This window comes from Enterobacter sp. 5-4, from assembly GCF_000612205.1.
GTDB lineage: Bacteria > Pseudomonadota > Gammaproteobacteria > Enterobacterales > Enterobacteriaceae > Enterobacter > Enterobacter roggenkampii.
The window spans coordinates 183,802-209,592 of the sequence record NZ_JFHW01000036.1; the positions used below are offsets into that span (position 1 = coordinate 183,802).

Annotated in this window: 21 protein-coding genes; 19 read left to right on the forward strand and 2 right to left on the reverse strand. The window is 55.7% G+C overall.

The features are described from left to right. Positions 1-78 precede the first annotated feature (78 nt). Entirely contained in the window at positions 79-948 is an 870-nt protein-coding gene (alkA, locus tag AA74_RS0120900; protein ID WP_025913245.1) for a DNA-3-methyladenine glycosylase 2, read from the forward strand. On the opposite strand, the gene AA74_RS0120905 is transcribed toward alkA, so the two are convergent. Then, positions 916-4,245 (reverse strand): diguanylate cyclase, encoded by a 3,330-nt coding sequence (locus tag AA74_RS0120905; RefSeq protein ID WP_008500856.1) that lies wholly within the window; start codon positions 4,243-4,245, stop codon positions 916-918. The genes alkA and AA74_RS0120905 overlap by 33 nt on opposite strands. Positions 4,246-4,591: 346 nt before the next feature. Between AA74_RS0120905 and udk the strand changes: the two genes are divergently transcribed. The 3 genes from udk (at position 4,592) to asmA (ending at position 7,779) form a co-directional block, all read left to right on the forward strand. Continuing rightward, positions 4,592-5,233 (forward strand): uridine kinase, encoded by a 642-nt coding sequence (gene udk / locus AA74_RS0120910; protein WP_008500855.1) that lies wholly within the window; start codon positions 4,592-4,594, stop codon positions 5,231-5,233. A 91-nt stretch (positions 5,234-5,324) separates the two neighbouring features. Beyond that, complete coding sequence (gene dcd / locus AA74_RS0120915) at positions 5,325-5,906, forward strand: dCTP deaminase (protein WP_008500854.1); 582 nt, start codon at positions 5,325-5,327, stop codon at positions 5,904-5,906. 22 nt (positions 5,907-5,928) lie between these two features. Continuing rightward, positions 5,929-7,779, forward strand: coding sequence for an outer membrane assembly protein AsmA (asmA, locus tag AA74_RS0120920; protein WP_025913247.1), 1,851 nt, complete (start codon positions 5,929-5,931; stop codon positions 7,777-7,779). 88 nt (positions 7,780-7,867) lie between these two features. Here the strand turns inward: asmA and AA74_RS0120925 are convergent, their stop codons facing one another. After that, positions 7,868-9,451 carry a TerC family protein gene (locus tag AA74_RS0120925; RefSeq protein WP_008499412.1) on the reverse strand — a complete coding sequence of 528 codons (1,584 nt, stop codon included), beginning with the start codon at positions 9,449-9,451 and terminating at the stop codon, positions 7,868-7,870. 684 nt (positions 9,452-10,135) lie between these two features. Here AA74_RS0120925 and AA74_RS0120930 point away from each other — a divergent pair. The 15 genes from AA74_RS0120930 to cpsG all read left to right on the forward strand — a co-directional run bounded on the left by AA74_RS0120930 (position 10,136) and on the right by cpsG (position 25,755). Further along, a complete protein-coding gene (locus tag AA74_RS0120930) occupies positions 10,136-11,275 on the forward strand; it encodes a polysaccharide export protein (protein WP_008499413.1) in 1,140 nt (379 codons plus the stop codon). A 6-nt stretch (positions 11,276-11,281) separates the two neighbouring features. Beyond that, a complete protein-coding gene (wzb, locus tag AA74_RS0120935; protein WP_025913248.1) occupies positions 11,282-11,725 on the forward strand; it encodes a low molecular weight protein-tyrosine-phosphatase Wzb in 444 nt (147 codons plus the stop codon). A 2-nt stretch (positions 11,726-11,727) separates the two neighbouring features. Next, positions 11,728-13,890 carry a tyrosine-protein kinase Wzc gene (wzc, locus tag AA74_RS0120940; protein WP_008499415.1) on the forward strand — a complete coding sequence of 721 codons (2,163 nt, stop codon included), beginning with the start codon at positions 11,728-11,730 and terminating at the stop codon, positions 13,888-13,890. A gap of 58 nt (positions 13,891-13,948) precedes the next feature. Beyond that, positions 13,949-14,791, forward strand: a complete 843-nt coding sequence (gene wcaA, locus AA74_RS0120945) for a colanic acid biosynthesis glycosyltransferase WcaA (protein ID WP_025913249.1) — start codon at positions 13,949-13,951, stop codon at positions 14,789-14,791. Further along, complete coding sequence (gene wcaB, locus AA74_RS0120950; RefSeq protein WP_008499417.1) at positions 14,791-15,282, forward strand: colanic acid biosynthesis acetyltransferase WcaB; 492 nt, start codon at positions 14,791-14,793, stop codon at positions 15,280-15,282. Before wcaA ends, wcaB begins: the two co-directional genes overlap by 1 nt. Continuing rightward, positions 15,279-16,496 carry a colanic acid biosynthesis glycosyltransferase WcaC gene (gene wcaC / locus AA74_RS0120955; RefSeq protein ID WP_023293848.1) on the forward strand — a complete coding sequence of 406 codons (1,218 nt, stop codon included), beginning with the start codon at positions 15,279-15,281 and terminating at the stop codon, positions 16,494-16,496. Before wcaB ends, wcaC begins: the two co-directional genes overlap by 4 nt. After that, complete coding sequence (wcaD, locus tag AA74_RS0120960; RefSeq protein WP_025913250.1) at positions 16,471-17,691, forward strand: colanic acid polymerase WcaD; 1,221 nt, start codon at positions 16,471-16,473, stop codon at positions 17,689-17,691. Before wcaC ends, wcaD begins: the two co-directional genes overlap by 26 nt. Positions 17,692-17,707: 16 nt before the next feature. Next, positions 17,708-18,454: a colanic acid biosynthesis glycosyltransferase WcaE gene (gene wcaE / locus AA74_RS0120965; protein WP_008499420.1), complete on the forward strand. Its 747-nt coding sequence runs from the start codon at positions 17,708-17,710 to the stop codon at positions 18,452-18,454. A 15-nt stretch (positions 18,455-18,469) separates the two neighbouring features. Further along, a complete protein-coding gene (gene wcaF, locus AA74_RS0120970; RefSeq protein ID WP_025913252.1) occupies positions 18,470-19,018 on the forward strand; it encodes a colanic acid biosynthesis acetyltransferase WcaF in 549 nt (182 codons plus the stop codon). Positions 19,019-19,042: 24 nt separating this feature from the next. After that, positions 19,043-20,164: a GDP-mannose 4,6-dehydratase gene (gene gmd / locus AA74_RS0120975; RefSeq protein WP_003863514.1), complete on the forward strand. Its 1,122-nt coding sequence runs from the start codon at positions 19,043-19,045 to the stop codon at positions 20,162-20,164. Positions 20,165-20,166: 2 nt separating this feature from the next. Beyond that, positions 20,167-21,132: a GDP-L-fucose synthase gene (locus tag AA74_RS0120980; RefSeq protein WP_013097874.1), complete on the forward strand. Its 966-nt coding sequence runs from the start codon at positions 20,167-20,169 to the stop codon at positions 21,130-21,132. Positions 21,133-21,134: 2 nt separating this feature from the next. Then, positions 21,135-21,614: a GDP-mannose mannosyl hydrolase gene (locus AA74_RS0120985; RefSeq protein ID WP_025913257.1), complete on the forward strand. Its 480-nt coding sequence runs from the start codon at positions 21,135-21,137 to the stop codon at positions 21,612-21,614. Next, positions 21,611-22,834 carry a colanic acid biosynthesis fucosyltransferase WcaI gene (gene wcaI, locus AA74_RS0120990; RefSeq protein WP_025913259.1) on the forward strand — a complete coding sequence of 408 codons (1,224 nt, stop codon included), beginning with the start codon at positions 21,611-21,613 and terminating at the stop codon, positions 22,832-22,834. The genes AA74_RS0120985 and wcaI overlap by 4 nt, the downstream gene beginning before the upstream one ends. A gap of 3 nt (positions 22,835-22,837) precedes the next feature. Beyond that, positions 22,838-24,274 (forward strand): mannose-1-phosphate guanyltransferase, encoded by a 1,437-nt coding sequence (gene cpsB / locus AA74_RS0120995; protein ID WP_025913261.1) that lies wholly within the window; start codon positions 22,838-22,840, stop codon positions 24,272-24,274. A 110-nt stretch (positions 24,275-24,384) separates the two neighbouring features. Then, entirely contained in the window at positions 24,385-25,755 is a 1,371-nt protein-coding gene (gene cpsG / locus AA74_RS0121000) for a colanic acid biosynthesis phosphomannomutase CpsG (RefSeq protein ID WP_025913262.1), read from the forward strand. Positions 25,756-25,791: the final 36 nt, after the last annotated feature.

Here is a 25,791-nt window from a genome sequence, read left to right on the forward strand (position 1 = left end):
TGGCGACAACAGGAATATGAAAGCAAGGCAAAACAGGGTCTTTACGTTTATGCTGATAACACTAAAAAAGGAGCAACGATGTATACCCTCACCTGGCTTCCCCCTTATGACTGGCAGTGGATGTTTGGTTTTCTTGGCGCGCGCGCGGTAACGGGCATTGAAACCGTCACCAACGATTACTATGAGCGCAGTTTTGCCTGCGAGGGGCATCAGGGGATTTTCCGCGTGACGCCGGATATTGCCAGCCATACGCTGAGCGTGACGCTCAGCCCGGGGTTAATTCCGGTTGCGCAGGCGTGTCTTGAACGCATCGAACGCCTGTTCGATCTCCGCTGTAACCCGCAGCAAATAGCAGAAACGCTGGGTGAACTCGGTGCTGCAAGGCCAGGCTTGCGTTTACCGGGGGCGATGGATGCGTACGAGCAGGGCGTCCGGGCGATCCTCGGGCAGCTGGTGAGCGTGGCGATGGCGGCGAAGCTGGCGTCACGCGTGGTGGCGCTCTGTGGCGAACCGGTGGCGGATTGTCCGGGCTATCTCTGCTTCCCCACGCCCCAGGCGCTGGCGGCAGCGGACCCGCTGGCGCTGAAGGCGTTGGGTATGCCGCTAAAGCGCGCGGAGTCGCTGATTCATCTGGCGCAGTCGGTTATCGACGGAACGTTTCCGCTTTCCCCGCCCGCGAATACAGAAGAGGGGATGAAGGCGTTACAGCAGCGGCCGGGGATAGGGCGCTGGACGGCAAATTATCTGGCCCTGCGCGGCTGGCAGGCGAAAGATGTGTTTCTGCCGGATGATTACCTGATTAAACAGCGCTTCGCCGGAATGACGCCCGCGCAAATTCGTCGTTATGCCGAACGCTGGAAGCCGTGGCGCTCCTACGCGCTGCTGCACATCTGGTATACCGACGGCTGGGCACCGTCAGTTGATGGCGAAATAGCTGGTGTTGAGTAGAAGATCTAATGGCTGCGGCTCGGCGATAGTGTCACCAAAGATAAAATCGATGCCGATGCCGGAGAGCGTATCCATCATGATGGGCTGGTTACAGGGGCCCGCGATAGTTTTCATTCCCACACGCTGGGCGTGGCCCTGAACAATGGTCACCATCATCTCATCCATCAGATTGCCATACACGTTGGTTACCACCTCTGCATCCAGCATCAGATAGTCGGCCATATTCGCGGTCAGGTGGGTAAAGACGTTCATGTCGCGTCCCACCTGGCTGAAGATCACGCGGCAGCCCGCCTGGCGAAGCTTTTGCAGACCCCTGTGCAGGTTTTTATCCGGGTTGCACACCACATCGGCAGAGATAACCAGATGCAGCAGACGGCCCGGCATCGGGCTTTTATCCAGCAGGTCGAGCAGTTCATCGACCAGCGTCACGCTGGCTAAACCGGCCTCCGAGAGCGGCAGCGCCACGCCCATGCCTTTACTGGCGATCTGGGTGGCATAGGTGCGGAAAAATTCGCTAAAGATCCGTCTGTCGAGGGCGTGCAGAAGCTCAGGCTCCGCCAGACCCGAGCGGAAGGCATGCTCTTCCTGAACTTCGCCCTGGCTGGTCCACAGGCGTAACGACAGCAGCCAGAAATTACTGCTCTCCGGGATGCGCGGGGAGGCGACGCTGCGGGCAATCATCATCAGATGATTGTCTTTAATCATGTGCCACTGTTCATCAAGCGACATCATGCTGCGCGTGTGGTGATCCCGCTCCTGCTGGGGTTCATACACCGTCACCATGCCGCGCCCGCTGTTTTTTGAGGCGTAACAGGCAATGTCCGCCTGCGACATGATCTCCGATGCCTGATGGTTATTTTCATCAATCAGCGTGATGCCGGCGCTGGCGCCGATCCGGTGCAGGCGGCCTTCCCACATAAAGTGATAGTCGTTGATGGCATGAATCAGGCGACCGGCGATATAGCGCGCGCTTTCCAGGTTGCAGTCCGGTAACAGTAACCCGAACTCGTCCCCGCCCAGACGCGCCAGCACGTCGCTGGAGCGGAGCATGGTCAACATCAGGGAAGCCAGTTCCCGCAGCAGGGCATCACCCGCGGCGTGGCCAGCCGTGTCGTTGACGGCTTTGAAGCGATCGAGGTCGATAAACACCAGGGCATGGCGCTGGCGCGTTTCGCGAACGGTCTGCAAGAGCCGTTTGAGATGGTTTTCGAAGCTGACCCGGTTTGCCAGATGGGTCAGGGCATCGTGGGAGGCGCTGTAGCTTAGCTGGCGCAGCATTTTGCGCGACTCGGTGACGTCCTGAATGACGATCACCGAGCCAATATTCTGTCCATCCAGCGTGCTGAGCGGCGTAATGCTGTAGTGGATATCATAATTGCCGCCAGTACGGCAGTTCAGCACCACATCCTGATCGATATCGGAACGGGACATATCGCCGCTGTGAATATTCTCCATCAGCGGCCCTTTTTCACCGAAGGTAATGTGTAACACCTTCAGGATCGGCTGGCCGATAGCCTCGGTCTGCAGCCAGCCGCTCATTTTCTCCGCGACCGGGTTCATAAAGGTGACGTTCATGTTGATATCGGTGCACAGCACCGCTTCACCGATGGAGTCGAGGGTAATGTGCAGACGCTCTTTTTCCTGGAAGAGGGCCTCGTTAAGCTGCTTAACCTCGGTCATGTCCATGTTGATGCCGAGCAGCCGTTCAACTTCCCCCTGCTTATTGAGCACCCGGTTCGCCAGGGAGCGAATATGACGCACGCCTTCCTTCACGCGGATGCGGAATTCCAGCTTAAACGGCAGACGGGAAATCAGGGAGTCCCGCAGCACCTGCTCAGCGTGGACGCGATCCTCCGGCAGCATCGTGTCGTGCCAGAGCTGCCAGGTGGGCTTGATGTGCGGCGGTATTTCATAGAGCTCAAACATCCGCTTATCCCAACTGATAATGTCGGGTTCCAGATCCCATTCCCAGATGCCGATGCCCCCGGCTTCGTTAGCCAGCGTAATGCGCTCCATCAGGCGCTTATTGACCCACTCGGTCTGCTTCAGATCGTTAATGTCTTCAATCTGGGCAATAAAATAGAGCGGGGAGCCGTCGGCATGGCGCACCACGGAGACGGCAAGCAGCGCCCAGACCACTTCCCCGTCGCGGGTGTAATAGCGCTTTTCGAGGGAGTAGGTATTGATCTCGCCGTTGACCAGCTGTTCGAGCTGCTCGAGGTCGGTATTCAGATCTTCTGGCCAGGTGAGCTGCTGGAAGGTCAGCGACTGAAGCTCCGTCTGGCTGTAGCCGAGGAAATTGCACAGCGCCTTGTTAGCCTGAAGCCATTTGCCTTCAATGCTGACCAGCGCCATTCCGATGGCGGAATATTCCATCGCGTTACGAAAGCGCTCTTCGCTTTCGGTGATGTGTTTGCGTTCGGCGCGGAAGGCGTACATCACCATGGTCATCACGTTAGCGGGCAGGAGCAGCATCAGGAACGGCAGCCAGGGGGCGTTCAGCATCGGCCCGGCGTGCTGGGTGGTCAGCGCCAGAGGATTGCGGGCAATCATCAGCGACACCACCATCACGGTGACCAGAAACACCATGAACGCTTCCATCCGCGGCAGGCGCACGGCGCTCCACATCAGCAGAACGATCACGCAGGTGAAGGGCCACGGCAGCCAGGTGATGGCTGCCCAACTGAGGGCTAACGTCACGGCCAGCGTGGTCAGCGTTTCCAGCAGCAATCGCGGGTCACGGTGGCGCAGCAGATAATGCGGCTTAAATAACAGCCCCAGTGGCACCAGTGCCAGTGCGCCAATGGCTTCTGACAACACCCAGACGAAGAAATTACGCAGGGGCTCAGAGCCGGGTGCCAGCAGAGACACCAGAATGCCGCCCATCAGTGGCGGCACCAGCGCGCTGCCGATGGCCACGCGGATCCAGTCGTTCAGATTCTGCAGCGGGTTGTACCACGGGAGCCATTTACGCAGGAACAGCGCGCCGATAACGGCCTCAATGACGTTGACCGCAGGGTAGATGAGGCTGACCGACCCCCAGGAGAACAGCATCCATGAGGCCAGAATATTGCCGAACGAACAGGCCAGGGCAATGCCCGGCCACATTTTTCCGGCATGGCGGTAAAACGCCACCATCATAATGGCGGTGGGAAACCAGAGCGGGGCCAGCAGGGTGCCGAAGCGGGTGAGCTCCAGCGAAAATAAGGTAAAGATAAAGGTGACCAGGCCCAGACAGACAAGTCGTAATAAAGGATGTGGGGTGGTCACCAAAACCCGCTGGTATTGTTTATTCATTACCGCTTTATCCAGAGACGCCATGCCGTCAGGGAAGAAGATGTCCGAACGCGTGAATTTGATAATTTGGTTTATGCTAGTACAAACAATTTACAATTCATATGGTGACCGCTCAGAATTTGACAACACAGACTTATTAAATACTTACTCCGTGAAAAAAAACGGGTGAGCGGCGAAAAAATGCGCATTTAAATTTCATTCAGGGAATAACTCGTCACTTTTCGGTCAGTCTCGCAGAACCTGAGTATTCGACTGGTATCACGCCCGCGAAATCCCTATAATTGCCGCGTTTGACGCTCCGGCGTCGTCCTTCCTTTACATCCAGGTTAATCAGGTCGCTAAATTTATGACTGATAAGTCTCATCAGTGCGTCATTATAGGCATCGCCGGCGCATCGGCTTCAGGTAAAAGTCTAATTGCCAGTACGCTTTATCGCGAACTGCGTGAACAAGTAGGTGATGAGCATATCGGCGTCATTCCCGAAGACAGCTATTACAAAGATCAATCCCATCTGTCGATGGAAGAGCGCGTTAAAACGAACTATGACCACCCAAATGCGATGGATCACAGCCTGCTGTTCCAGCATTTAGAAGCGCTTAAGAGCGGCCAGGCGATCGAATTGCCCGTTTACAGTTACGTAGAACATACCCGCACCCAGGAAACGATCCGCATCGAGCCGAAAAAGGTCATTATCCTTGAAGGCATCCTGCTGCTGACCGACGCCCGCCTGCGTGAATCCATGAACTTCTCGATTTTCGTCGATACCCCGCTGGATATTTGCCTGATGCGCCGCATCAAGCGTGACGTTAATGAACGCGGCCGCTCAATGGACTCCGTGATGGCGCAATACCAGAAAACGGTCCGCCCGATGTTCCTGCAGTTTATTGAGCCCTCCAAACAATACGCCGATATCATCGTGCCGCGCGGGGGTAAAAACCGCATCGCGATCGATATCTTAAAAGCGAAAATCAGCCAGTTTTTTGAATAAGCCGCGTGAATTGTGTACCGTTCAGAGATAACCTGGTTTTACCCTGAGCGCTTACCGGCTCAGGGTACGATGCATGAAAGGAGAAAAAGGCATGCGTCTTTGTGATCGCGATATTGAAGCCTGGCTGGATGAAGGCCGTTTGTCTATTACCCCACGTCCACCTGTTGAGCGTATCAATGGGGTGACCGTCGATGTCCGGTTGGGGAATAAATTCCGCACCTTTAGCGGCCATACCGCACCGTTCATTGACCTCAGCGGACCGAAGGACGAAGTCAGCGCCGCGCTCGATCGCGTGATGAGTGACGAAATCGTAATCGAAGATGGCGAAGCCTTTTATCTGCATCCGGGTGAACTGGCGCTGGCGGTAACGTTTGAATCTGTCACCCTGCCTGCGGACCTCGTCGGCTGGCTTGACGGCCGTTCTTCGCTGGCCCGACTGGGACTGATGGTACACGTGACCGCGCACCGTATCGATCCAGGCTGGTCGGGCCGTATTGTGCTGGAATTCTTCAATGCCGGTAAATTGCCGCTGGCGCTTCGTCCGGGGATGATGATCGGCGCGTTAAGTTTTGAACCGCTGTCAGGCCCGGCAGACAGGCCGTATAACCGCCGTCAGGACGCAAAATATCGCGACCAGCAGGGTGCGGTTGCCAGCCGTATTGATAAAGACTGATCGTTAGTCCATTGAGGATGCCATGAGAAGAGTTCTGACAACGCTGATGATTTTGCTGGTGGTGCTGGTGGCTGGCCTTTCGGCGTTGGTTCTGCTGGTTAACCCTAACGACTTCCGCGCGTATATGGTGCGGCAGGTTGAAGCACGCAGTGGTTATCAACTGAAGCTGGACGGGCCGCTGCGCTGGCACGTCTGGCCGCAGCTCAGCATTCTCTCTGGCCGCATGTCGCTCACGGCGCCGGGGGCGTCCCAGCCGCTGGTGTCCGCAGACAACATGCGCCTTGATGTGGCGCTGATCCCGCTCATTTCCCATCAGCTGCAGGTGAATCAGGTGATGCTGAAAGGCGCGGTGATTCAGCTCACCCCGCAAACTGAAGCTGTGCGTGATGCCAACGCGCCGGTGGCACCGCGTGAAAATACCCTGCCTGATGAACCGTCTGATACTGGCTGGTCCTTTGATATTGGCAAACTGAAAGTGGCCGATAGCGTGCTGGTTTTCCAGCATGAGCACGAAGAGCTGGTCACCGTTCGCAACATTAATCTGCAGATGGAACAGGATGAGCACCATCTTGCATCGGTGGAATTCAGCGGGCGCGTGAACCGCGATCAGCGGGATTTGACGCTGTCGTTGAATGCTAAAGTGAATGCGTCAGACTATCCGCATCAGCTCACGGCGAACATCCAGCAGCTCAACTGGCAGCTGACGGGGGCCAATCTGCCCACCCAGGGGATCGCCGGTCAGGGAACGCTGCAGGCCGTGTGGCGTGAGGAACAAAAACAGCTGGAGCTGGATAATCTCAACCTGCAGGCAAACGACAGTAGCCTGAAGGGGCAGGCGAGCGTCACCTTTGAAGAGAAGCCGAAGTGGGTGCTGAATCTGCAATTTGACAAGCTCAACCTGGAAAACCTGTTGCCACCTCTGCCAGCCAGCGCCACGGACAGCGAGGCGACGCAGACGGGGCAAAGCCAGGCACCGGTATCACGTCCGGTTATTTCGTCGAATCTCGATCAACCTGACTATAACGCTCTGCGCGGATTCACGGCGGATATTCTGCTGAAAGCCACCAGCCTGCGCTGGCGCGGCATGGACTTTACCGACGTGAGCAGCCAGATGTTTAACCATAACGGTTTGCTGGTGATCTCCGAACTGAGCGGCAAGATGGGCGCAGGACACCTCTCACTGCCCGGCACGCTGGATGTCCGTAAAGACGTTGCCAGCGCCGAATTCCAGCCGCGTCTCGATAACGTTGAGATAGGCACCATCCTGACCGCGTTTAACTACCCGATCTCTCTGACGGGGCAGTTGACGCTGGCGGGTGATTTCTCCGGCACGAAAATTGATGCCGATGCTTTCCGCCGCGAGTGGCAAGGGCAGGCGCATCTTGATCTGAAAAACTCCCGTATGGAAGGGCTTAACTTCCAGCAACTGGTGCAGCAGGCGGTGGAGCGCAGCAGCGATGTGAAAGCCCAGGAGAGCTACGACAGTGCCACGCGCCTCGACAGCTTCACCACGGACCTGACGCTGAACAACGGACAACTCTCTCTCGACGGAATGCAGGGTACCTCTTCACTCTTATCAGTAACGGGCGAGGGTAAGCTGGATCTGGTCAAAGAGACGGCGGACACGCGCTTTAACGTGCGGGTACTTTCCGGCTGGCAGGGGGAAAGCAAGCTCATCGACTTCCTGAAAGAGACGCCGGTCCCATTGAGCGTATACGGCAAATGGCAGGCCCTGAATTACAGTCTGCAGGTGGATCAGATCCTGCGTAAGCATCTGCAGGATGAAGCGAAACGTCGACTCAGCGGCTGGGCGGATCGTAATAAAGATTCACAGGACGGCAAGGATGTGAAGAAGCTGCTGGATAAGCTTTGATGCCTGTTGCGCCGGGGGGGCTTCGCCTTACCCGGCCTACAAAAACCGAACACCGCAGGCCGGGTGAGCGAAACGCCACCCGGCTTTTTTACACCTCAAAATCCAGTTCTTCCTCTTCCCGCAGCGGTATCAGCTGAACCTTCTGCACGCGATGGTTTTCAATCTGGAGCGTTTTAAGCCGATAGTCGCCGACCTGAACCTCTTCCCCCGGCTGTGGGATACGCTGCAAATACTCCATCAGCAGACCGGCAATGGTGTGGTATTCCCGTTTATCATCCAGCGGCAGCGGCACATACTGCACCAGGTCTTCCAGCGGCATATGGCCGTTAGCCGTCCACGAGCCGTCGGCGTTTTTCTGAATGTCGTGGCGGGCGTCAATCTCATCCACCTCGTTTGGCAGATTACCGGCAATGGTTTCCATCACGTCGCTGAGCGTGACCAGCCCTTCCACCGAACCAAACTCATCCACCACAAAGGCAAAGTGGGTGCGCGCGTTACGGAATTGCTCAAGGGCGGAAAGCAACGGCAGCCCCTCCGGGAAGACCAGCGGCTGGCGAACCAGGGCGCGGAGATTGAGCGGCTCACCGTGGAGCTGCTGCTGGAGCAGATCAATGACGTGTACCACGCCCAATAGCTCCTCTTCCGCTTCCCCGCCGGTCACCACCACGCGGGTGTGCTGGTTTTTATCCAGCAGGGCGCGAATGTGCGCTTCCGGGGCCGTCAGGTCAATATGCTCAATGTCATGCCGCGACGTCATAATGCTGCTGACCGTACGCTGGTTCAGATTGAGCACTCGCTCAATCATCCGTCGTTCCTGCGGGTCAAAGATCTGCCCGTCGCTGTGGTCGGCCAGCATGGCGGAGGATTCGGCGTCCAGCTCCGCATCCTCTTTCTTGCCGCTTAACAGACGCATGACCGTGTCGGCTGTGCGCTGACGCAGAGTCTGATTGGCGGAAAGGAAGCGACGGCGGTTGAATATAGCCAGCTGGTTAAGCGCTTCAATCATGACGGAGAACCCGATGGCGGCATACAGGTAGCCTTTCGGAATATGGAAGCCAAAACCGTCGGCCACCAGGCTGAAGCCAATCATCAGCAGGAAGCTCAGGCAAAGGATAACGATGGTCGGGTGACTGTTCACGAAGCGGGTCAGTGCCTTGCTGGCCATGACCATCAGCGTGATGGCAATAATGACCGCGGCCATCATCACCGCAAGGTGGTCCACCATCCCGACGGCGGTGATCACCGAGTCCAGGGAGAAGACCGCATCCAGCACCACGATTTGCGCGACCACCGGCCAGAATTTTGCTCCGCGGCGCTGGGTCGGGTTCTCGCTGTCTTTGCCTTCCAGCCGCTCGTTGAGCTCCACGGTGGCTTTGAACAGCAGGAATAGCCCGCCGAAGAGCATGATCAGATCGCGGGCGCTAAAGCTCAGACCGTGAATGGAGAACAGAGGCTGAGTGAGCGTGACCAGCCAGGAAATAGAGGCCAGCAGCAGTAAGCGCATCACCATCGCCAGCAGCAGCCCCGTTACGCGCGCGCGATCGCGCTGGGAAGGGGGCAGTTTTTCAGCGAGGATGGCGATAAAAACCAGATTATCAATCCCGAGCACCAGCTCGATGACAACCAGCGTAACCAGCCCGGCCCAGATTGAGGGATCGGCAATCCATTCCATAGTAGTAGCAATACCTTCTTTAACATGACTAATGACACAATTCGATCATGGATAAAGCTGTGGGAAAATGCAATGTCAGTATGAGATTTCTCTCAATAATCATTAAATTAAAACTGGCGGGTATAATAGTTTTAATTTATACAGAAAATCTGTATTTATCCGAAATAACAAAATTAAGAAATATCGCATTAAAAGATGGTCAATCATAACGCTGTCAACATAAAGAAATTCTTAAAAATAAAGTGCATTTCTAAATAAATTCTTAAAAGTTGACGTTCGGAACCCGTTTTCTTGCCTGTTTTGGGATTAACTGTTACAAGATTATTAGCCTAAAAAAGGATATCTCCCGTTAAGGATTGATGTTTTTTTTGGGCGATTAACGAAATAGTGCCTGCGTATTTTGAATGCTTCATTTATTTCACCAGCAAAAAATTCTTGCGGTTTTTTGCCTGTAATTCATTGTGTTATAGCGTATTGGTAGCTGGAAGCCAAGGGCGGTAGCGTGCCTGAATCTGTGTGGGTGGGCCATGATTACGTTGTCAACAGTGACTGGCCAAATAGCGTTTTTTTTAGGAATGATGCCACTTATATTTTTATTTAATTAGCTACATTCTTAATGCATTTTAGATTCACACGTATTTAAATTGCACAGGATAATTACTCTGCCAAAGTGATAAATAATCAATGATGAACTCCAAAATGAAATTGATGCCATTATTGGTGTCTGTGACCTTGATGAGCGGTTGCACGGTCTTTCCCGGAAGCAATATGTCTACAATGGGCAAGGATGTGATCAAGCAACAGGATGCCGATTTTGATCTCGACAAAATGGTGAATGTTTATCCACTTACGCCTCGTCTGGTCGAACAATTACGCCCACGTCCAAACGTTGCCCAGCCAAATATGTCACTGGATCAGGAAATTGCTTCCTACCAGTATCGCGTAGGGCCTGGAGACGTCATTAACGTGACCGTCTGGGATCACCCCGAACTGACCACGCCAGCGGGCCAGTACCGCAGCTCAAGCGACACCGGTAACTGGGTGCAGTCAGATGGCACCATGTTCTATCCCTACATTGGTAAAGTCCATGTAGCAGGGAAAACGCTTGCCGAGATCCGCAGTGATATTACCGGCCGCTTAGCGCAGTACATCGCCGATCCGCAGGTGGACGTTAATATCGCCGCATTCCGCTCGCAAAAAGCCTATATCTCCGGCCAGGTGAACAAATCTGGTCAGCAGGCCATCACCAACGTTCCTCTGACCGTGCTGGACGCCATTAACGCCGCAGGCGGGTTAACCGACGGCGCCGACTGGCGCAACGTGGTACTGACCCACAACGGGAAAGAGCAGCGCATTTCGCTGCAGGCGCTGATGCAAAACGGCGATCTGACCCAGAACCGCCTGCTTTATCCGGGCGACATCCTCTATGTACCACGCAATGACGATCTCAAAGTCTTCGTGATGGGTGAAGTGAAGAAACAGAGCACCCTCAAGATGGACTTCAGCGGTATGACGCTGACCGAAGCGCTGGGCAATGCTGAGGGTATCGATCTGACGACCTCTAACGCGACCGGTATCTTCGTGATCCGTCCGCTGAAAGGTGAGGGCAGCGCGAAAGGCAAGATTGCCAACATCTACCAGCTGGATATGTCCGATGCGACCTCTCTGGTGATGGCGACGGAGTTCCGTCTCCAGCCATACGACGTGGTGTATGTCACTACCGCACCGGTTGCCCGCTGGAACCGTCTGATCAACCAGTTGCTGCCAACCATCAGTGGCGTTCGCTACATGACGGATACGGCGCGCGACATTCATACCTGGTAATCCGCGATGTTTAACAAAATTCTGGTGGTATGCGTGGGGAACATTTGCCGTTCCCCTACGGCTGAACGGTTGTTGAAACACTACCAGCCCGAACTGACCGTTGATTCGGCAGGGCTGGGTGCACTGGTCGGTAAAGGTGCCGATGAGCGCGCAATGAGCGTGGCGCGGGACCATCACCTCTCTCTCGACGGGCATGTTGCCCGCCAGGTCACTGGCCGCATGTGCCGTGAGTATGGCCTGATTCTGGCGATGGAAAAACGCCATATTCAAGCGCTGTGCGATATCGCTCCGGAGATGCGCGGTAAGGTGATGCTGTTTGGACACTGGGACAATGAACGTGAAATCCCCGATCCATATCGCAAAAGCCATGAGGCTTTCGAGGCGGTTTACACCTTACTTGACCAGTCTGCCCAACAGTGGGCGCAGGCACTGAAAGCTCAGCAGGGATAACAATGACAGAAAAAACAAAACCTTCTGCCGCCCCGACTTCGGGCAGTGATGAAATTGATATTGGGCGCCTGGTTGGCACGGTTATCGAGGCAAAGTGGTGGGTGCTGGGCATTACCGCCGTGTTTGCCGCGGCGGCCGTCGTCTATACGCTGTTCGCCACCCCTATCTACAGCGCCGATGCGCTGGTGCAGATCGAGCAGAATACCGGTAACTCGCTGGTGCAGGACATTGGCTCCGCGCTGGCGAACAAGCCGCCGGCCTCTGACGCTGAAATCCAGCTCATCCAGTCACGTCTGGTGCTGGGTAAAACGGTTCACGACCTTGGGCTCGATATCTCCGTCACCAAAAATACCTTCCCAATCTTTGGTGCGGGCTGGGATCGGCTGATGGGCAGAAGCAACGACACGGTGAAGGTCACTGACTTCGTACTGCCAAAAGGGGCAGCCGATCAGACCTTTACCCTGACGGTGCTTGGCCCGAAACAGTATCAGTTAACCAGCGACGCGGGCTTTAGCGCGCGCGGTGAAGTCGGACAGATGCTGAGCAAAGACGGCGTCAGCATGATGGTCAGTGCGATCAACGCCCAGGAGGGCGGGGAGTTTACCGTCACCAAATTCTCCACGCTGGGGATGATCAACAACCTGCAAAACAACCTGACCGTCACCGAAAACGGTAAGGACACCGGCGTGCTGAGCATGACCTTTACCGGGGAAGATAAGGATCAGATCCGCGACATCCTGAACAGCATTACCCGCAATTACCTTGAGCAGAACGTTGAGCGTAAGTCGGCTGAAGCGGCGAAAAGCCTGGCGTTCCTGTCGAAACAGCTCCCGGAAGTGCGCGCCCGCCTGGATGATGCCGAGAACAAGCTGAACGCCTACCGCCAGGATAAAGACTCTGTCGACCTGCCGCTGGAGGCGAAATCGGTCCTCGATTCGATGGTCAACATTGACGCTCAGCTCAACGAACTGACCTTCAAAGAGGCGGAGATCTCCAAGCTTTACACCAAACGTCACCCGGCTTACCGCACGCTGCTGGAGAAACGCCGCACGCTGGAAGAGGAGAAGGCGAAGCTCAATGACCGTGTGACCGCGATGCCGAAAACGCAGCAGGAGATCGTGCGTCTGACCCGCGACGTGGAGTCAGGACAGCAGGTTTACATGCAGCTGCTGAACAAGCAGCAGGAGCTGAAAATCACCGAGGCAAGCACCGTGGGTGACGTGCGCATCGTCGACCCGGCGATTACCCAGCCTGGCGTGCTGAAGCCGAAGAAAGCGCTGATCATTCTCGGCAGCATTATTCTCGGCCTGATGCTCTCCATCGTTGGCGTGCTGCTGCGTTCGCTGTTCAACCGCGGTATCGAAAGCCCGCAGGTGCTGGAAGAGAACGGTATCAACGTCTATGCCAGCATTCCGCTGTCTGAGTGGCAAAAATCCCGTGACAGCGTCAAAACCATCAAAGGCGTTAAGCGTTACAAACAGAGCCAGCTGCTGGCGGTGGGTAACCCAACCGACCTGGCGATTGAAGCGATACGCAGCCTGCGCACCAGTCTGCACTTCGCCATGATGCAGGCTAAAAACAACGTCCTGATGTTAACCGGCGTCAGCCCGTCAATCGGTAAAACCTTCGTCTGCGCCAACCTGGCGGCGGTCGTTAGCCAGACCAACAAGCGCGTGCTGCTGATCGACTGCGATATGCGCAAGGGCTACACCCACGAGCTGCTGGGCACCAATAACGTCAACGGTCTGTCGGAGATCCTGCTTGGCAAAGGTGACATCAGCCAGAGCGCAAAACCGACTACCGTGCCGAAATTTGACCTGATCCCACGTGGTCAGGTACCGCCTAACCCGTCCGAGCTGCTGATGAGCGAACGCTTTACCGAGCTGGTGGAGTGGGCGAGCAAAAACTACGACCTGGTGCTGATCGATACGCCGCCGATTCTGGCCGTGACCGACGCTGCCGTTGTGGGGCGCCATGCGGGTACGACGCTGATGGTGGCGCGTTACGCGGTGAATACGCTGAAAGAGGTGGAAACCAGCCTGAGCCGCTTCGAGCAGAACGGGATTGAGGTGAAAGGGGTGATCCTGAACTCCATCTTCCGCCGTGCGACCGGGTACCAGGATTACGGGTATTACGAGTACGAATATAAGTCTGACAGCAAATAACAATCCCCCTCACCCTAACCCTCTCCCGAGGGGCGGGGTGAGGGATCAGGGGAAGATCATGACCACACAACGCCCTTTAGTTTCAATCTATATGCCGACATGGAATCGTCAGCAGCTGGCGATCCGCGCAATCAAGTCGGTGTTACGTCAGGATTACGATAACTGGGAGCTGATCATCGTTGATGACTGCTCTTCCTCGTATGAACAGCTGCAAAAATTCGTGACTGACCTCAACGACCCGCGGGTGGTCTATACCCACAACGAGATTAACTCCGGCGCCTGCGCTGTACGAAATCAGGCGATTATGCAGGCCAAAGGTCAGTATCTGACCGGCATCGACGACGATGACGAATGGACGCCGAACCGCCTGTCTATTTTCCTGTCGCATAAAGAGCAGCTGGTCACGCACGCGTTCCTGTATGCCAACGACTATGTCTGTCAGGGCGAGGTGTACTCGCAGCCTGCCAGCCTGCCGCTCTATCCGAAATCACCGTACTCTCGATGCCTGTTCTACAAGCGCAACATCATTGGTAACCAGGTCTTCACCTGGGCGTGGCGCTTCAAGGAGTGCCTGTTCGATACCGAACTGAAGGCCGCGCAGGATTACGACATCTTCCTGCGGATGGTGGTGGAGTATGGCGAGCCGTGGAAAGTGGAAGAGGCCACGCAGATCCTGCACATCAACCACGGGGAGATGCAGATCACCTCGTCGCCGAAGAAGTTCTCGGGCTACTTCCATTTTTACCGCAAGCACAAGGACAAGTTTGACCGTGCCAGCCGTAAATATCAGCTCTTTACCCTCTATCAGATCCGCAATAAGCGCATGAACTGGCGCACGCTGCTGACGCTGTTGTCCATACGTAACGGCAAGCGCCTGGCTGATGGACTTCGGGGGAAATAATGTTTCTGGAAGATTGCCGCGCTAACAGCTGGAGCCTGCGCCCTTGCTGCATGGTTCTGGCGTACCGCATCGCGCATTTTTGCTCGGTGTGGCGTAAGAAAAATATCCTGAACAACATCTGGGCGGCCCCCGTGCTGGTGCTGTACCGCATCATTACCGAATGCTTTTTTGGCTATGAAATTCAGGCTGCTGCCACCATTGGCCGTCGCTTTACCATCCATCACGGCTATGCGGTGGTGATCAACAAGTTCGTGGTCGCCGGGGATGATTTCACCATCCGCCATGGGGTGACCATTGGCAACCGTGGGCCAGACAGCCTGGCCTGCCCGGTCATTGGCAACAACGTCGAGCTGGGCGCGAACGTGGTGATCATTGGCGACATTACGATTGGTAACAACGTCACGATTGGTGCGGGCAGCGTGGTGCTGGACACCATTCCGGATAACGCGCTGGTGGTGGGAGAAAAAGCCCGCGTGAAGGTGATTAAATGAATATTCTGCAATTTAACGTACGCCTCGCAGAAGGCGGAGCAGCAGGGGTGGCGCTGGATCTGCACCAGCGCGCGCTGCAAAAAGGACTTCAGTCTCGTTTTATTTATGGCTATGGCAAGGGCGGCAAGAAAAGCGTCAGTCACGATAACTTCCCGCAGGTGCACAAGCACACGCCGCGCCTGACCTCGATTGCCAATATCGCGCTGTTCCGTCTGTTTAACCGCGATCTGTTTGGCAACCTGAATACGCTTTATCGCACGGTGACCCGCACTACCGGCCCGGTTGTGCTGCATTTTCACGTGCTGCACAGCTACTGGCTCAATCTGGAAGAGGTGGTGGCGTTTTGTCAGAAGGTGCAGGCCCACAAGCCCGACACCCGCTTCGTCTGGACGCTGCACGATCACTGGAGCGTAACCGGCCGTTGCGCGTTTACCGACGGCTGCGAAGGCTGGAAAAACAACTGCCAGAAATGCCCGACGCTGAGCAACTATCCGCCGGTGAAGGTGGATCGCGCGCACAAGCTGGTGGCCGGAAAGCGTCAGCTTTTCCGCGACATGCTCTCGCTCGGGTGTACGTTTATCTCCCCGAGCCAGCACGTGGCCGATGCCTTCAACAGTCTGTACGGGGCAGGGCGCTGCCAGATTATTAACAACGGCATCGACGTGGCGACGGAAGCCATTCTCGCCGACCTGACGCCGGTGGCGCAAACCACGGGCAAACCGAAAATCGCTATCGTTGCGCATGACCTGCGTTACGACGGGAAAACCAACCAGCAGCTGGTGCGCGACATGATGGCGCTGGGTGACAAAATTGAGCTTCACACCTTCGGCAAATTTTCACCGTTCGAAGGGGCTAACGTGGTCAACCACGGGTTTGAAACCGATAAGCGCAAGCTGATGAGCGCGCTGAATGAAATGGATGCGCTGGTGTTCAGCTCCCGCGTGGATAACTACCCGCTGATCCTCTGTGAAGCGCTCTCCATCGGCGTGCCGGTGATTGCCACCCACAGCGATGCGGCACGTGAGGTGCTGGAAAAATCCGGCGGGAAAACTTTTGCGGAGCAGGAGGTTCTGCCGCTGGTGCAATTGCCGAAGGCGCAGATCGCTCAGGCCGTTTTTGGCACCGACCTGGAATCGTTCCGCAACCGCAGCCGCAAGGCCTACAGTGGACAACAGATGCTGGAGGAGTATGTCTCGTTCTATCAGAATCTGTAGTTATCTGCTGCTGCCGCTGATTTACCTGCTGGTCAACGTTAAGATTGCCCAGCTCGGCGAAAGCTTCCCGATAACCATCGTCACCTTCTTGCCCGTTCTGCTTCTGCTGTATGTCGATAAAATCAACCTGAAGAAGCTGATGATTGCCTTAGGGTTGGGTACGGGCCTGACGCTGTTTAACTATATCTTCGGCCAGTCGCTGGATGCCAGTAAATACGTCACCTCGACCATGCTGTTTGTTTATATTGTCATTATTATCGGCATGGTCTGGAGTATTCGCTTTAAAACGATTTCTCCGCACAATTATCGGAAAATCCTCAGGTTCTTTTATATTGCCGTTGCGTTAATTGTTATGCTTGCTGCTATGGAGATGGCGCAAATTATTCTTACCGGCGGCAGCAGCCTGATGGAGATAATTTCGAAATATCTCATTTACAGCAACAGCTATGTATTGAACTTCATCAAGTTCGGCGGGAAGCGTACCACGGCCCTCTATTTTGAACCGGCGTTTTTCGCTTTGGCGTTAATCTCAATTTGGCTCAGCATCAAACAGTTTGGTATCAAAACGCCTAAGACCGATGCTATGATTCTTGCAGGAATCGTTCTGTCTGGATCGTTCTCAGGGGTAATGACATTTATCCTGTTTTACCTGCTGGAATGGGCGTTTCAGTACCTGAACAAAGATGCGATTAAGAAAAAAATGCCGCTGGCGATTATCTCCCTGACGGTATTTATGGTGGGCGTGATATTTGCCTTCCCCTACATCTCAGAACGTCTGGGTGATTTGGGAACGGAAGGATCCTCATCCTATTATCGCATCATTGGACCGCTGGTGATGGTGGGTTATTCCTTAACCCATATTGATGGTGTAGTAAGATTCGGCTCACTTTACGAATATGTTGCATCATTCGGAATCTTTAACGGTGCGGATGTCGGTAAAACCATAGACAATGGTCTGTATCTGTTAATTATTTATTTTTCGTGGTTCGCCGTACTGTTGACGCTGTGGTATCTGTTTAAAGTTTTCAAAATGATGATTAACGCGTTTGGTGATAACCAGAACTTTCGCGTGCAACTTTATCTGTTTACGCCCGTGTCGCTGTTTTTTACCGGGTCAATATTTAGCCCGGAATATGCTTTCTTGATTGTCTGTCCGTTTATTCTGCGCAAGGCGCTTAATATTACGCACGTATGACGAAATGAGGTGATTTATGTTTCTTAGCGTCATTACTGTCGCTTTTCGTAATTACGAAGGGGTGGTAAAAACCTGGCGCTCGCTGCGCAACCTGGCGCGCGATCCAAGCCTCACCTTTGAGTGGATTGTGGTCGACGGCGGCTCGAACGATGGCACGGCAGAGTTTCTGGAAAAACTCAACGGTGAGTTCAACTTACGCTACATCAGCGAGAAAGATAAAGGCATCTACGATGCAATGAACAAAGGCATTAACATGGCGCAAGGCCGTTATGCCATCTTCCTGAATTCGGGTGATATCTTCCATGACGACGTGGCGCTGTTTGCCCGCCAGCTGGCGCGCCAGAAAGAGGACGCCATGTATATTGGCGATGCGCTGCTTGATTTTGGCGACGGACATAAAGTGTGCCGCAGCGCGAAGCCGGGCTGGTATATCTATCACAGCTTACCGGCCAGCCATCAGGCCATTTTCTTCCCGGTAAAAGGTCTGAAAAAACAGCCTTACGATTTGCAGTATAAAGTGTCATCCGATTATGCACTGGCCGCCAGTCTGTATAAGTCAGGTTACCCGTTCCGCCGAATTAAAGGGCTGGTATCTGAGTTTTCAATGGGTGGTGTGTCAACCTCGAATAATCTGGAATTGTGCCAGGATGCCAAAAACGTACAGCGTAAAATATTACGCGTGCCGGGATTCTGGGCGGAATTATCTTATTTTTTACGCGTGCGTACCACGAGTAAAACGAAAGCCTTATATAACAAAGCCTGAATATAAGGAAACGTAATGCAGGATCTGAACGGTTTCTCCGTACCGAAAGGTTTTCGGGGGGCGGGCGGTATTAAAGTGCAGCTATGGTGGGCGGTTCAGTCCACCCTATTTGCCTGGTCACCGCAAATACTGTACCGCTGGCGAGCATTTTTATTGCGTCTGTTTGGCGCAAAAATAGGAAAAAACGTAGTCATTCGTCCTTCGGTGAAAATTACCTATCCCTGGAAATTAACGCTTGGGGATTACGCCTGGGTAGGGGATGAGGCGGTGTTATATACCCTGGGCGAGATTACGATTGGCGCGAATTCGGTGGTTTCACAGAAATGTTATTTGTGCACCGGCAGCCACGACTTTATGAGTCAGCATTTTGATATTACCGCTTCGCCTATTGTGATCGGTGAAAAATGCTGGCTGGCAACGGATGTTTTTGTTGCACCGGGTGTTTCTGTTGGCGATGGCACGGTAGTCGGTGCCCGCAGCAGCGTTTTTAAATCGCTACCGGCAAATAAAATTTGTCGTGGCAACCCCGCAGTGGTGATACGCGAACGCGTTGAAACTGATTAAATTCATAAGTAGAGGAATATAAACATGTCTAAAGTCGCTCTCATCACCGGCGTTACCGGGCAGGATGGTTCTTACCTGGCAGAGTTACTGCTGGAAAAAGGTTATGAAGTACACGGTATTAAACGTCGTGCGTCTTCATTTAACACCGAACGTGTCGATCATATTTATCAGGATCCTCACGCGGCGAACCCGAAATTCCACCTGCACTACGGCGACCTGACCGATACCTCCAACCTGACCCGTATCCTGCAGGAAGTGCAGCCGGATGAAGTGTACAACCTGGGCGCGATGAGTCACGTTGCGGTCTCCTTCGAATCCCCGGAATACACCGCTGACGTGGACGCCATGGGTACCCTGCGTCTGCTGGAAGCGATCCGCTTCCTGGGTCTTGAGAAGAAAACCCGTTTCTACCAGGCATCCACCTCTGAGCTGTACGGCCTGGTGCAGGAAATCCCACAGAAAGAGACCACGCCGTTCTACCCACGTTCTCCGTACGCGGTAGCGAAACTGTACGCCTACTGGATCACCGTGAACTACCGTGAATCCTACGGCATGTACGCCTGTAACGGCATTCTGTTCAACCACGAATCTCCACGTCGCGGCGAAACCTTCGTAACCCGCAAAATCACCCGCGCTATTGCCAACATTGCGCAGGGTCTGGAATCGTGCCTGCACCTCGGCAACATGGACTCCCTGCGTGACTGGGGCCATGCCAAAGACTACGTGAAAATGCAGTGGATGATGCTGCAGCAGGAACAGCCAGAAGACTTCGTGATCGCCACCGGCGTGCAGTACTCCGTTCGTCAGTTCGTCGAAATGGCTGCCGCTCAATTGGGCATCAAGCTGCGCTTCGAAGGCACCGGCGTAGAAGAGAAGGGCATCGTGGTTTCCGTGACCGGCCACGACGCACCGGGCGTGAAGCCAGGCGACGTGATTGTGCAGGTTGACCCACGCTACTTCCGTCCTGCTGAAGTGGAAACCCTGCTGGGCGACCCAACCAAAGCGCACGAGAAGCTGGGCTGGAAACCAGAAACCACTCTGCAGGAGATGGTTTCCGAGATGGTAGCCAAAGATCTTGAAGCAGCGAAAAAACACTCCCTGCTCAAATCTCATGGCTACGAGGTTGCCATCGCGCTGGAGTCCTGAGAATGACAAAACAACGTATTTTTGTCGCCGGTCATCGCGGAATGGTGGGTTCCGCGATTGTTCGCCAGCTCGAACAGCGCGGTGACGTCGAAGTGGTTGTCCGCACGCGCGACGAGCTGAACCTGCTCGACAGCCGTGCGGTACAGGACTTCTTTGCGAACGAACGTATTGACCAGGTGTATCTGGCGGCGGCGAAGGTGGGCGGCATTGTTGCCAACAACACCTACCCGGCGGATTTCATCTACGAGAACATGATGATCGAGAGCAACATCATTCACGCGGCGCATCTGCACAACGTGAACAAGCTGCTGTTCCTCGGCTCATCCTGTATTTACCCGAAAATGGCAAAACAGCCGATCGCTGAAAGCGAGCTGCTGCAGGGCACGCTTGAAGCCACCAACGAGCCGTACGCGATTGCCAAAATTGCCGGGATCAAGCTGTGCGAGTCCTACAACCGTCAGTACAACCGCGACTATCGCTCGGTAATGCCGACCAACCTGTACGGACCGCACGACAACTTCCACCCGAGCAATTCGCACGTGATCCCGGCGCTGCTGCGCCGCTTCCACGAGGCGACCGCGGAGAACGCGCCGGATGTGGTGGTGTGGGGCAGCGGTACGCCGATGCGCGAATTCCTGCACGTGGACGACATGGCTGCGGCCAGCATTCACGTGATGGAGCTGGATCGCGAGGTGTGGCAGGAGAACACCGAGCCGATGCTGTCGCACATCAACGTGGGCACCGGCGTGGACTGCACCATTCGCGAGCTGGCGCAGACCATCGCGCAGGTGGTGGGCTACAAAGGCCGCGTGGTGTTTGACGCCACGAAACCGGACGGCACGCCGCGCAAACTGCTGGACGTGACCCGTCTGCATCAGCTGGGCTGGTATCACGAGGTGTCACTGGAGCAGGGGCTGGCCAGCACCTATCAGTGGTTCCTGGAAAACCAGCACCGCTTCCGGGGGTAACGATGTTTTTAAGTCAGGAAGATTTTGCCACGGTAGTGCGTTCCACTCCGCTCATCTCAATTGATTTGATCGTGGAGAACGAACGCGGCGAGTTCTTGCTGGGGAAACGAACCAACCGTCCTGCACAGGGCTTCTGGTTCGTGCCCGGCGGGCGCGTGCAAAAGGATGAGACGCTGACCGATGCGTTTGAGCGTCTCACTCTGGCGGAACTGGGCCTGCAGTTGCCGATGGCAGCGGGCCGGTTTTACGGGGTCTGGCAGCACTTCTATGACGATAACTTTTCGGGCACCGGGTTCTCCACGCACTACATCGTGCTGGGGTTCCGCCTGAAGGTGAGTGAGGCAGACCTGCGTCTGCCTGATTCTCAGCATGACGACTACCGCTGGCAGACGCTAGAGGCGCTGCTGGCGAGCGACAATGTGCATGACAACAGCCGTGCCTATTTCCTCGCTGAACGTCAGTCCGGGGTGCCGGGCTTATGAAGATCCTCGTATACGGAATCAACTACTCGCCGGAATTAACCGGTATCGGGAAATACACCGGCGAGATGGTCGAGTGGATGGCGAGCCAGGGACATGACGTGCGGGTCATTACCGCGCCGCCGTACTACCCGGAGTGGAAAGTAGGGGAGCGCTACTCCAGCTGGCGCTACCGTCGCGAAGAGGGTGCAGCGACCGTCTGGCGCTGCCCGCTGTATGTGCCTAAGCAGCCCTCGACGCTGAAGCGCTTGATTCATCTCGGCAGCTTTGCCCTGAGCAGCTTCTTCCCGCTGATGGCGCAGCGCCGCTGGAAGCCGGATCGCATTATCGGCGTGGTGCCGACGCTGTTTTGCACGCCGGGCATGCGCCTGCTGGGCAAACTCTCCGGCGCGCGCACCCTGCTGCACATTCAGGATTATGAAGTGGACGCCATGCTGGGCCTGGGGATGGCAGGCAAAAGCAAAGGCGGCAAGGTGGCGAAGCTCGCCAGCGCGTTTGAGCGCAGTGGCTTACACAACGTGGACTACGTCTCAACGATCTCGCGCTCCATGATGAACAAAGCGCAGGAGAAAGGTGTCCCGGCGGAGAAGGTGATCTTCTTCCCGAACTGGTCCGAAGTGGCGCGTTTTCGCGACGTGACTGAGCAAGACGCTCAGGCGCTGCGCGCGCAGCTCGGTTTGCCTGAAGATCAAAAAATCATTCTTTACTCAGGCAATATCGGCGAAAAGCAGGGGCTGGAGAGCGTGATCGAGGCGGCTCAACTGCTGAACGAACATCCATGGATGTTTGTGATTGTCGGGCAGGGCGGTGGAAAAGCGCGGCTGGAAAAAATGGTAAGCGTTCGCGGCCTGACCAACGTGAAATTCTTCCCGCTTCAGTCTTACGAGGCATTGCCTGCGCTGCTGAAGATGGGCGACTGCCATCTGGTGGTGCAAAAGCGCGGCGCGGCGGACGCGGTGCTGCCGTCCAAGCTGACCAACATTCTGGCCGTGGGCGGTAACGCGGTGATTACGGCCGAAGCCGAAACTGAATTAGGCCAGCTGTGTGACAGCTATCCGGGGATTGCGGTGTGCGTAGAGCCGGAATCGGTTCCGGCGCTGGTCACCGGCATTGAACAGGCACTTGCCATGCCAAAAGAGAACACGGTGGCACGTGAATATGCCGAACGCACGCTCGAGAAAGAGAACGTGCTGAGCCAATTTATTGCAGATATACGGGGATAAATCATGAGTCAAACCACTTTGTATCCGGTTGTGATGGCTGGTGGCTCTGGTAGCCGGTTGTGGCCGCTGTCCCGCGTGCTCTATCCAAAACAGTTCCTCTGCCTGAAAGGGGATCTCACCATGCTGCAGACGACGGTAAACCGTCTCCACGGCGTGGAGTGTGAAAGCCCGGTGGTGATCTGTAACGAACAGCACCGCTTTATTGTTGCCGAACAGCTGCGCCAGCTGAACAAACTCACAGAAAATATCATCCTGGAGCCTGCCGGACGCAATACCGCACCGGCTATCGCCCTGGCGGCGCTGGCGGCAAAACGCAGCAGCCCGGACTGTGACCCGCTGATGCTGGTGCTGGCGGCAGACCACGTGATCCAGCAGGAAGAGGCCTTCCGCGACGCGGTGCGTGCGGCCATTCCTTACGCTGAGCGCGGCAAGCTGGTGACCTTCGGCATCGTGCCGGATCTGCCGGAAACCGGCTACGGCTACATTCGTCGCGGCAACGTGATGCCGGGTGAAGGCGACAGCGTGGCGTTTGACGTGGCGCAGTTCGTTGAAAAACCGAATCTGGAAACCGCGCAGGCGTATGTCGCCAGCGGGGAATATTACTGGAACAGCGGGATGTTCCTGTTCCGCGCCGGACGCTATCTGGAAGAGCTGCGCAAATATCGCCCGGATATTCTGAGCGCCTGCGAGAAAGCGATGGCGGTGGTGGATCCGGATCTTGACTTCATCCGCGTGGATGAAGAGGCCTTCCTCGCCTGTCCGGAAGAGTCCATTGACTATGCGGTAATGGAACGCACGGCTGACGCCGTCGTGGTGCCGATGGATGCGGGCTGGAGCGATGTCGGCTCCTGGTCTTCCCTGTGGGAGATCAGCGCCCATACCCCGGAGGGTAACGTCCATCACGGTGATGTCATTAGCCATAAGACGGAAAACAGCTACGTCTACGCCGAGTCCGGCCTGGTCACCACGGTTGGGGTAAAAGATCTTGTTGTGGTTCAGACCAAAGACGCCGTGCTGATTGCCGACCGTAACGCCGTGCAGGACGTTAAAAAAGTGGTGGAGAAGATCAAGGCGGACGGACGCCACGAGCACCACATTCATCGCGAAGTCTACCGTCCGTGGGGCAAATATGACTCCATTGACGCCGGTGACCGCTATCAGGTGAAACGCATCACCGTGAAGCCGGGCGAGGGGCTGTCGGTGCAGATGCACCATCACCGCGCCGAGCACTGGGTGGTGGTCGCGGGTACCGCCAAAGTCACCATCGACGGTGAAGTGAAACTGCTGGGTGAAAACGAGTCCATCTATATTCCGCTGGGGGCGACGCACTGTCTGGAGAACCCGGGGAAAATTCCTCTCGACTTAATTGAGGTGCGCTCCGGCTCGTATCTGGAAGAGGACGATATCGTGCGCTTCCAGGACCGCTACGGGCGAGTGTAGCTCTCTGCATCATGCCCGGTGGCGCTGCGCTTACCGGGCCTACGAATGACAAAAAATTAATTTGGCCATTTAGTGGTCAGGACCGACTGTTGCCTGAAAAAGGGGTCATCATGGATAAATTAACCTGTTTTAAAGCCTACGATATTCGCGGCAAGCTGGGCGAAGAGCTGAATGAAGACATTGCGTGGCGCATTGGCCGCGCGTACGGCGAATACTTAAAACCGCAGACCATCGTGCTGGGCGGCGACGTGCGTCTGACCAGTGAATCCCTCAAGCTGGCGCTGGCGAAAGGGCTGCAGGACGCGGGCGTGGACGTGCTGGACATCGGTCTTTCCGGAACCGAAGAGATTTACTTTGCTACCTTCCACCTGGGCGTGGACGGCGGTATTGAAGTGACGGCCAGCCACAATCCGATGGATTACAACGGCATGAAGCTGGTGCGCAAGGGCGCCCGTCCTATCAGCGGCGACACCGGCCTGCGCGACGTGCAGCGTCTGGCGGAAGCCAACGATTTCCCGCCGGTGAACGAGGCGAAGCGCGGCAGCTACAAAAAAATCAACCTGCAGAAAGAGTACATCGACCACCTGCTGGGCTACATCAACGTGGCAAACCTGAAGCCGCTGAAGCTGGTGATTAACTCCGGCAACGGCGCGGCTGGCCCGGTGGTCGATGCCCTTGAAGCGCGCTTTAAAGCACTGAACGTGCCGGTGACCTTCGTCAAAGTGCACAACACCCCGGACGGCAACTTCCCGAACGGTATTCCTAACCCGCTGCTGCCGGAGTGCCGCGACGACACCCGCAACGCGGTGATTGAACACGGCGCGGACATGGGTATCGCCTTTGACGGCGATTTTGACCGCTGCTTCCTGTTCGACGAGAAAGGGCAGTTCATCGAGGGCTACTACATTGTCGGCCTGCTGGCGGAAGCGTTCCTCGAGAAAAACCCTGGCGCGAAGATCATTCATGACCCGCGCCTCTCCTGGAACACCGTCGACGTGGTTTCTGCCGCAGGCGGCACGCCGGTGATGTCCAAAACCGGTCACGCCTTCATCAAAGAGCGCATGCGCGAAGAAGACGCCATCTACGGCGGCGAGATGAGCGCCCACCACTACTTCCGCGACTTTGCCTACTGCGACAGCGGGATGATCCCGTGGCTGCTGGTGACTGAACTGCTGTGCCTGAAGGGGAAAACCCTGGGCGAGCTGGTGCGCGACCGTATGGCGGCGTTCCCGGCGAGCGGAGAGATCAACAGCAAGCTGGCACAGCCTGCCGAGGCGATTGCCCGCGTGGAGCGGCACTTTGCCATCCACGCGCTGGAAATTGACCGTACCGACGGCATCAGCATGGCGTTCCCGCAGTGGCGCTTTAACCTGCGCTCGTCCAATACCGAGCCGGTGGTGCGCCTGAACGTGGAGTCCCGCGCTGACACCGCGCTCATGGAAGCCCGAACGAAGGACATTCTGGCGCTGTTGAATCAGTAATAACTGCCCCTCCCGGTGGGAGGGGGAACCGAATAC

Coding starts and splice junctions, on each gene's coding strand:
- udk (WP_008500855.1), top strand. CDS start 4,592: ATGACTGATAAGTCTCATCAGTGCGTCATTATAGGCATCGCCGGCGCA.
- wcaF (WP_025913252.1), top strand. CDS start 18,470: ATGCAGGATCTGAACGGTTTCTCCGTACCGAAAGGTTTTCGGGGGGCG.
- wzc (WP_008499415.1), top strand. CDS start 11,728: ATGACAGAAAAAACAAAACCTTCTGCCGCCCCGACTTCGGGCAGTGAT.
- AA74_RS0120985 (WP_025913257.1), top strand. CDS start 21,135: ATGTTTTTAAGTCAGGAAGATTTTGCCACGGTAGTGCGTTCCACTCCG.
- wcaC (WP_023293848.1), top strand. CDS start 15,279: ATGAATATTCTGCAATTTAACGTACGCCTCGCAGAAGGCGGAGCAGCA.
- wzb (WP_025913248.1), top strand. CDS start 11,282: ATGTTTAACAAAATTCTGGTGGTATGCGTGGGGAACATTTGCCGTTCC.
- wcaE (WP_008499420.1), top strand. CDS start 17,708: ATGTTTCTTAGCGTCATTACTGTCGCTTTTCGTAATTACGAAGGGGTG.
- gmd (WP_003863514.1), top strand. CDS start 19,043: ATGTCTAAAGTCGCTCTCATCACCGGCGTTACCGGGCAGGATGGTTCT.
- wcaA (WP_025913249.1), top strand. CDS start 13,949: ATGACCACACAACGCCCTTTAGTTTCAATCTATATGCCGACATGGAAT.
- dcd (WP_008500854.1), top strand. CDS start 5,325: ATGCGTCTTTGTGATCGCGATATTGAAGCCTGGCTGGATGAAGGCCGT.
- AA74_RS0120980 (WP_013097874.1), top strand. CDS start 20,167: ATGACAAAACAACGTATTTTTGTCGCCGGTCATCGCGGAATGGTGGGT.
- AA74_RS0120905 (WP_008500856.1), bottom strand. CDS start 4,245: ATGAATAAACAATACCAGCGGGTTTTGGTGACCACCCCACATCCTTTA.
- cpsB (WP_025913261.1), top strand. CDS start 22,838: ATGAGTCAAACCACTTTGTATCCGGTTGTGATGGCTGGTGGCTCTGGT.
- wcaB (WP_008499417.1), top strand. CDS start 14,791: ATGTTTCTGGAAGATTGCCGCGCTAACAGCTGGAGCCTGCGCCCTTGC.
- wcaI (WP_025913259.1), top strand. CDS start 21,611: ATGAAGATCCTCGTATACGGAATCAACTACTCGCCGGAATTAACCGGT.
- cpsG (WP_025913262.1), top strand. CDS start 24,385: ATGGATAAATTAACCTGTTTTAAAGCCTACGATATTCGCGGCAAGCTG.
- wcaD (WP_025913250.1), top strand. CDS start 16,471: ATGTCTCGTTCTATCAGAATCTGTAGTTATCTGCTGCTGCCGCTGATT.
- AA74_RS0120930 (WP_008499413.1), top strand. CDS start 10,136: ATGATGAACTCCAAAATGAAATTGATGCCATTATTGGTGTCTGTGACC.
- alkA (WP_025913245.1), top strand. CDS start 79: ATGTATACCCTCACCTGGCTTCCCCCTTATGACTGGCAGTGGATGTTT.
- asmA (WP_025913247.1), top strand. CDS start 5,929: ATGAGAAGAGTTCTGACAACGCTGATGATTTTGCTGGTGGTGCTGGTG.
- AA74_RS0120925 (WP_008499412.1), bottom strand. CDS start 9,451: ATGGAATGGATTGCCGATCCCTCAATCTGGGCCGGGCTGGTTACGCTG.